Genomic DNA, 6,546 nt, shown 5'->3' on the forward strand with positions numbered 1-6,546 from the left:
CGGTCGAGGGCTTATCCTAAACAACAGCAAGACAGCTAAGGTAATTCATCACTTTCGCATCCAGTTTTCAGCGTGCAAGCATTGTATGCTCGTATTTTACCGGACGCATCTTTTGCTGAGGCCACTCGAAGAAGATCCGCGTTCGCAAAAATGCAGTTTGGTGACGATGGCGGAGGGGAACCACGCGTACCCATCCCGAACACGACCGTTAAGTCCTCCAGCGCCGATGGTACTTGGACCGCAGGGTCCTGGAAGAGTAGGACGTTGCCAAGCACGATGAACCCACTGAGTTTTCTCAGTGGGTTTTTTGTTGTTTTATCCGATTCATTGTTAATCCCTTTAAATAGGAAAAGATTGTTTCATCCATGGTGGTATGCCATAATTAAGGGACAAAATGAAGAAAGGTGGCATTGTCGATGGAAATTCGAACATTAAATCGGAATGAATTTATGGAGAGCATGAAATTGTCCATGTATGCCTTTCAATTTGAATTATCGGATGAACAGCTTAAGGAACAGCAGCTTCAATTTAAACCTGAGGAAACCTGGGGCGCATTTGATGAGCATCAACAATTATGCGCAAAGTTGACCGTTCTGCCGCTGCGCACATACATACAAGGCAAACCATTTGAAATGGGTGGAATCGCCGGAGTTGCAACCTGGCCGGAGCAAAGAAGGAAAGGCACTGTTAAACAGCTGATCATTAACGCCCTAAAGGACATGAAGGACAAGGGGCAGACGCTTTCCTTCCTGCATCCGTTTTCATTCGCGTTTTATCACAAGTATGGTTGGGAAACCTACACCGAATATAAAAATTATAAGTTGAATACGAATCAAATGCCTCCCCGCGCCCGAGCTGAAGGATCTGTCATGAGAAGAACGGAGCGAGATGAAGCGCTGATCAAACTGCTAAATGAAATTTATGAGCCATATGCACGGCGCTATAATGGAACATTGCTGCGTACAAAGGAGTGGTGGCAGACATCCGTAGCGCGCAACAAGAAAGGTAATGTGGCATTGTATTATAATGCAAGCAATACACCGACGGGATATGCCATTTATGAAGTGAAACAGCGAATGCTGACCATACATGAAATGGTTGCTCCCGATGAGGAAGCGAGACAAGGGTTATGGCGCTTCTTCGCCGATCATGACTCCATGGTTGATCAAGTGACATTGACCGCCGTTCCTTCAGATGATTTACTCCCGTTCATGCTTCCGGATCCGCGAATAATACAAGAGATTACGCCTTATTTTATGGCGCGTATCGTAGATGTCGAAGGTTTTATACAACAGTATCCGTTTGTAGCGCTGGAAGGCGAGAAGCTTGTTCTCGAGGTTAATGATGCTGCAGCAGGCTGGAATGAAGCGCAATTTGCGTTAATGGTTGATGAAACGGGCCGGCAAAAGGTTGAAAAAATTGCTGATGCTCAACGTCTTCGTGCCGATGCAACCTGTGATATCCAGACGCTGACCGCCATGCTGCTCGGCTATAAGCGGCCTTCCACACTTCAGGCTTTACAGCGCTTGCATGCCAATGAGCAGGTGGTTGCTCTGCTGGAAAGAGCAATTCCTCATAAAGCAACTTATTTAATGGATTTTTTCTGATTTTGTATGAAATTAACTTCGGGAAGTAATGACTTCGTCCCGGATTCCTGTATATTTGTCCACATACTGACCCAAGCTAAGAGCAGACATCATATAATTGCATGGTGAATGCTCTTGATTTTTTTGTAATTTTGCGTATAATAAATTTAAAGTCAAAGAAAGTCAAAGTCAGTTATCGCATCAGAATTGGGGATTTGATTTTTAAAGGCTTTTGCGCCAAACCGACTATAGGTTGTGATGTATTTTCTGGGAGGTTGGTGATATGCGTAACATTTCGGATGCTCTCGAACAATTTCTTAAGCAGCTGCTGCAGGAAAGTCCCGATGGCGCAATCGAGATTCAACGCAATGATTTGGCTGACCGGTTCTCTTGTGTACCTTCACAGATTAATTATGTCATTAGTACAAGGTTTACGCTGGAAAAAGGTTACTTGGTGGAGAGCAAGCGCGGCGGCGGAGGTTACATTCGGATTCAACGTGTTGAGCTGCCAATGCTTAAAGCGATTGAAGGGCACATCCATCAGACAATCGGGAATCAGGTCGATCAAAGCTCTGCGGAAGGGCTGATCTATCAGCTTGAAGAAGCGACAATGATCTCCGCAAGGGAAGCCAATCTGCTGCGTGCCGCGATCAACAGGGATGTGATTGCCGTGAAGCTGCCGCTCAGAGATGAGCTTCGCGCCAGAATATTAAAATCGATGCTCATTTCACTGCTTGTTAAATAGCGCTGTCTGCGCTGTTTTGGAAGGAGGGACTAAACGATGCATTGCCAGGAATGCGGTCAAAAGCCGGCCACGCTGCATTTCACGAAAATTGTGAATGGCGAGAAGACCGAATTTCACATTTGTGAATCATGTGCCAGGGAGAAGGGCGAAAGCTTGCCTGGTACGCCGGGAGGATTTTCAATCCACAGCTTGCTGTCAGGATTGTTGGATTTCGAGAAGACGAATCAGACGGGCCTCGGACCGAAACCGCAAACGATTCGGTGTGATGAGTGCGGCTTGACGTACAGCCAGTTCAGCAAGATCGGCAGGTTTGGGTGCAGTTCTTGTTATAAGCACTTTACAGACCGGCTCGACCCGCTGTTCAAAAGAGTGCACGGCAGTACATCGCATGTGGGGAAAATTCCAAAGCGTTCCGGAGGACAAATTCAGTTCAAACGTGAGATCGAGCAGCTTAAGCTGGAACTCCATCAGAAGATTGAACAAGAGGAGTTCGAGAGTGCGGCGGAGCTTAGGGACCGGATTCGCGAACTGGAACGTAAAATCACGGAGATGTAACGGTTCAAGGAGGGTTTGCAGTGGGAAAACGACGTTTTGCGCAGGATGCGTTAAGCGATTGGATGAAAAATGACGGTCCGGATTCCGAAATCGTCATCAGCAGCCGAATTCGCATCGCCCGCAATATTCGGAATCAACCGTTTCCGATGCTCGCCACCAACCAGCAGTCCCGCGAGGTGATGGAGCAGCTCACTTCCGTAGCCAATTCCGATGAGCTCAATGAGCTTGGAAACTTCGATACCTTTGTATTATCGGATCTGAATGAGCTTGAGAAACGCGTGCTTGTCGAGAAGCATTTGATTAGTCCTAATCTGGCAAATGAATCGCGCGGCGGCGCATTGATACTGAGCGATTCGGAATCAGTAAGCATTATGATTAACGAAGAAGACCATCTGCGCATCCAATGCTTATATCCGGGGTTTCAGATCAAGGAAGCTTGGGAGTTGGCCAGCCGCATTGATGATATATTTGAACATGAAGTCGATTATGCTTTTGATGAACGAAGAGGTTATCTAACCAGCTGTCCGACGAACGTTGGCACCGGGATACGTGCATCGGTTATGATGCATTTACCAGCATTGGTGCTGACACAGCAGATCAATCGAATCCTATCAGCGATCACTCAGGTTGGTCTTGCGGTTCGCGGGTTGTATGGAGAAGGCAGTGAGGCGGTAGGCAATTTATTTCAAATTTCCAACCAAATTACGTTGGGCCAATCCGAAGATGAAATTATTGATAATCTCTACAGCGTTGCAAGGCAGATCATTGAGCACGAGAAAGCTGCTCGCGAGAGGATAATCGCAGAATCGAAGATTCGAATCGAGGATCGGATACGACGTTCTTACGGCATTTTGTCCTACGCTTCGATTATGGATTCAAAGGAAGCGGCGCAGCGATTATCCGATGTAAGGCTGGGAATTGACCTGGGGTTGATTCAAAGTGTCTCTCCGCAGGTAATGAATGAATTAATGGTACTAACGCAGCCGGGATTTCTCCAGCAAGTATTTGATGAAAAATTAAATGCAGAGGAACGGGATATCCGGCGCGCTGAATTAATCCGCCGTTATTTAGCACCACAAACTTAAGCACGGAGGTGTATGACCATGATGTTTGGAAGATTTACGGAACGCGCGCAGAAAGTTTTGGCCTTGGCCCAGGAAGAGGCGGTACGTCTCGGACACAATAATATCGGCACAGAGCATATTTTGCTGGGCCTTATTCGTGAAGGAGAAGGCATTGCGGCAAAAGCCCTGATCGGGCTTGGTCTGGGTCTTGAGAAAATTCAAGATGAAGTGGAAGCTTTAATCGGTCGCGGACAGGAGCAGCCGACGAATATTGCTTATACGCCCCGGGCGAAAAAAGTCATTGAGCTGTCGATGGATGAAGCGCGTAAGCTGGGACATACCTATGTCGGCACGGAGCACATTTTGCTGGGCCTGATTCGTGAAGGTGAAGGGGTAGCGGCACGTGTACTTAACAATCTGGGCATTAGCTTGAATAAAGCCCGCCAGCAAGTATTGCAGCTGCTTGGCAGCAGTGAGGCGGTATCGAGCAGCCATGGCCAGAGCGCTAATGTAAGCACGCCGACGCTTGATGGACTGGCTCGTGATTTGACTGCGATTGCCCGCGACGGCAACCTTGATCCGGTTATTGGACGAAGTAAAGAGATCGAGCGTGTAATCCAAGTGCTCAGCCGCCGGACGAAGAATAATCCTGTATTGATCGGTGAGCCCGGTGTTGGTAAAACAGCGATAGCCGAAGGCTTGGCACAGAAGATCATCGCCAATGAGATTCCGGAAACGCTGCGTGACAAACGCGTAATGACGCTTGATATGGGCTCAGTCGTGGCCGGTACGAAATACCGCGGTGAATTCGAAGATCGTTTGAAGAAGATCATGGATGAAATCCGCCAGGCAGGAAATATCATCCTGTTTATCGATGAGCTGCATACCTTAATCGGCGCAGGCGGCGCAGAGGGCGCAATTGACGCTTCGAATATTTTGAAGCCGGCTTTGGCCCGCGGAGAGCTTCAATGCATCGGTGCAACAACGTTGGATGAATATCGCAAATATATTGAGAAGGATGCCGCACTCGAGCGCCGGTTCCAACCGATCACAGTGGATCAGCCGTCGCCAGAGGAAGCGATCCAGATCCTGCACGGTCTGCGCGACCGTTATGAAGCACATCATCGCGTGAAAATTACCGATGAGGCGATCGAACAAGCGGTGAAGCTGTCGGACCGTTATATTCCCGACCGTTTCCTGCCGGATAAAGCAATTGACCTGATTGACGAAGCAAGCTCTAAAGTAAGGCTTCGCTCTTACACAGTACCGCCTAATTTGAAGCAGCTCGAAAACCGCCTGGATGATATCCGTAAGGAGAAGGATGCAGCGGTTCAGAGCCAAGAGTTCGAGAAGGCGGCAGCGCTCCGCGATACGGAGCAAAAAATCCGTGATGAGCTGGATGTAACGAAGAATCAATGGAAAGAAAAGCAAGGTCGTACGGATTCGGAAGTAACGACAGAGGATATCGCTCAAGTTGTGGCAAGTTGGACGGGAATACCGGTCAGCAAGCTGGCTGAAGAAGAAACCGAGCGTCTGCTGAAGATGGAAGAAATTTTGCATGATCGCGTGATTGGCCAGAGCGATGCGGTCAAAGCGGTGTCCAGAGCAATCCGCCGTGCTCGTGCAGGATTAAAAGATCCGAAGCGCCCAATGGGCTCGTTCATTTTCCTTGGCCCGACAGGAGTAGGTAAAACCGAGCTCGCGCGCGCACTGGCAGAAGCCATGTTCGGCGATGAGAATGCGGTAATCCGCATTGATATGTCCGAGTACATGGAGAAGCACTCGACCTCCCGACTGGTCGGCGCCCCTCCAGGATATGTTGGTTATGAAGAGGGCGGACAATTAACCGAGAAGGTACGCCGTAAGCCATATTCGGTCGTGCTGCTCGATGAGATCGAGAAGGCCCACCCTGAAGTATTTAATATTTTGCTTCAGGTACTCGAAGATGGCCGCTTGACGGATTCCAAAGGCCGTGTAGTCGATTTCCGCAACACATTGATCATCATGACATCCAATGTCGGTGCGGATCAGATTAAACGAAACTCGACGCTTGGATTTACTGCTGTCCAGGATGCAGGCCGTGAGTTCAACCAAATGAAAGATAAAGTAATGGCTGAGCTGAAGAAAAGCTTCCGTCCGGAGTTCCTCAACCGGATTGATGAAACAATCGTGTTCCATTCGCTGGAGCAGGAGCATATCTCGCAGATCGTTACGCTCATGTCCGAAGAGCTTCGCAAACGTCTGCGTGAGCAGGAAGTTGATTTTGTATTGACGGATGAGGCCAAAGCATTCTTGTCCAAAGAAGGCTTTGACCCGCAATATGGTGCACGTCCATTGCGCCGTGCGATTCAGAAGCATATCGAGGACCGCTTATCGGAAGAGCTGTTGAAGGGTAACATCTCAAAAGGCGATTCGCTTACCATTGATGAGAAGGATGGCGAGCTGGTTGTTCTCAAGGACAAACAGGAGCCGGCATCGGAAGGCGAGCCTGCAACAAAGCAATAATGGCATAAATAACCCCCGCCGGAGCCAACTGAGGCCACTGAATAACTTCCGATTTTTGAAGTATGAAAAAGCGATTGAACAAAAAAGACGA

General features: G+C 48.5%; 5 protein-coding genes and 1 rRNA gene. All 6 read left to right on the forward strand.

Features of this window, described 5'->3' with window-relative positions; genetic code table 11:
• The first annotated feature begins 156 nt into the window (after nt 1–156).
• A 5S ribosomal RNA gene (gene rrf, locus IEW11_RS24670) occupies nt 157–273 on the forward strand.
• Between the two features lie 143 nt (nt 274–416).
• Nucleotides 417–1,607: a GNAT family N-acetyltransferase gene (locus IEW11_RS24675; protein WP_188533759.1), complete on the forward strand. Its 1,191-nt coding sequence runs from the start codon at nt 417–419 to the stop codon at nt 1,605–1,607.
• Between the two features lie 262 nt (nt 1,608–1,869).
• Entirely contained in the window at nt 1,870–2,331 is a 462-nt protein-coding gene (locus IEW11_RS24680) for a CtsR family transcriptional regulator (RefSeq protein WP_188533760.1), read from the forward strand.
• A gap of 36 nt (nt 2,332–2,367) precedes the next feature.
• Complete coding sequence (gene mcsA / locus IEW11_RS24685; RefSeq protein WP_188533761.1) at nt 2,368–2,886, forward strand: protein-arginine kinase activator protein McsA; 519 nt, start codon at nt 2,368–2,370, stop codon at nt 2,884–2,886.
• A gap of 20 nt (nt 2,887–2,906) precedes the next feature.
• Nucleotides 2,907–3,971 (forward strand): protein-arginine kinase McsB, encoded by a 1,065-nt coding sequence (mcsB, locus tag IEW11_RS24690; RefSeq protein ID WP_188533762.1) that lies wholly within the window; start codon nt 2,907–2,909, stop codon nt 3,969–3,971.
• A gap of 18 nt (nt 3,972–3,989) precedes the next feature.
• Nucleotides 3,990–6,455, forward strand: coding sequence for an ATP-dependent protease ATP-binding subunit ClpC (gene clpC / locus IEW11_RS24695; RefSeq protein WP_188533763.1), 2,466 nt, complete (start codon nt 3,990–3,992; stop codon nt 6,453–6,455).
• Nucleotides 6,456–6,546: the final 91 nt, after the last annotated feature.

This window comes from Paenibacillus abyssi (assembly GCF_014640295.1).
In the GTDB taxonomy this organism is placed as follows: domain Bacteria; phylum Bacillota; class Bacilli; order Paenibacillales; family Paenibacillaceae; genus Paenibacillus_D; species Paenibacillus_D abyssi.

Coding starts and splice junctions, on each gene's coding strand:
- IEW11_RS24680 (WP_188533760.1), top strand. CDS start 1,870: ATGCGTAACATTTCGGATGCTCTCGAACAATTTCTTAAGCAGCTGCTG.
- clpC (WP_188533763.1), top strand. CDS start 3,990: ATGATGTTTGGAAGATTTACGGAACGCGCGCAGAAAGTTTTGGCCTTG.
- IEW11_RS24675 (WP_188533759.1), top strand. CDS start 417: ATGGAAATTCGAACATTAAATCGGAATGAATTTATGGAGAGCATGAAA.
- mcsA (WP_188533761.1), top strand. CDS start 2,368: ATGCATTGCCAGGAATGCGGTCAAAAGCCGGCCACGCTGCATTTCACG.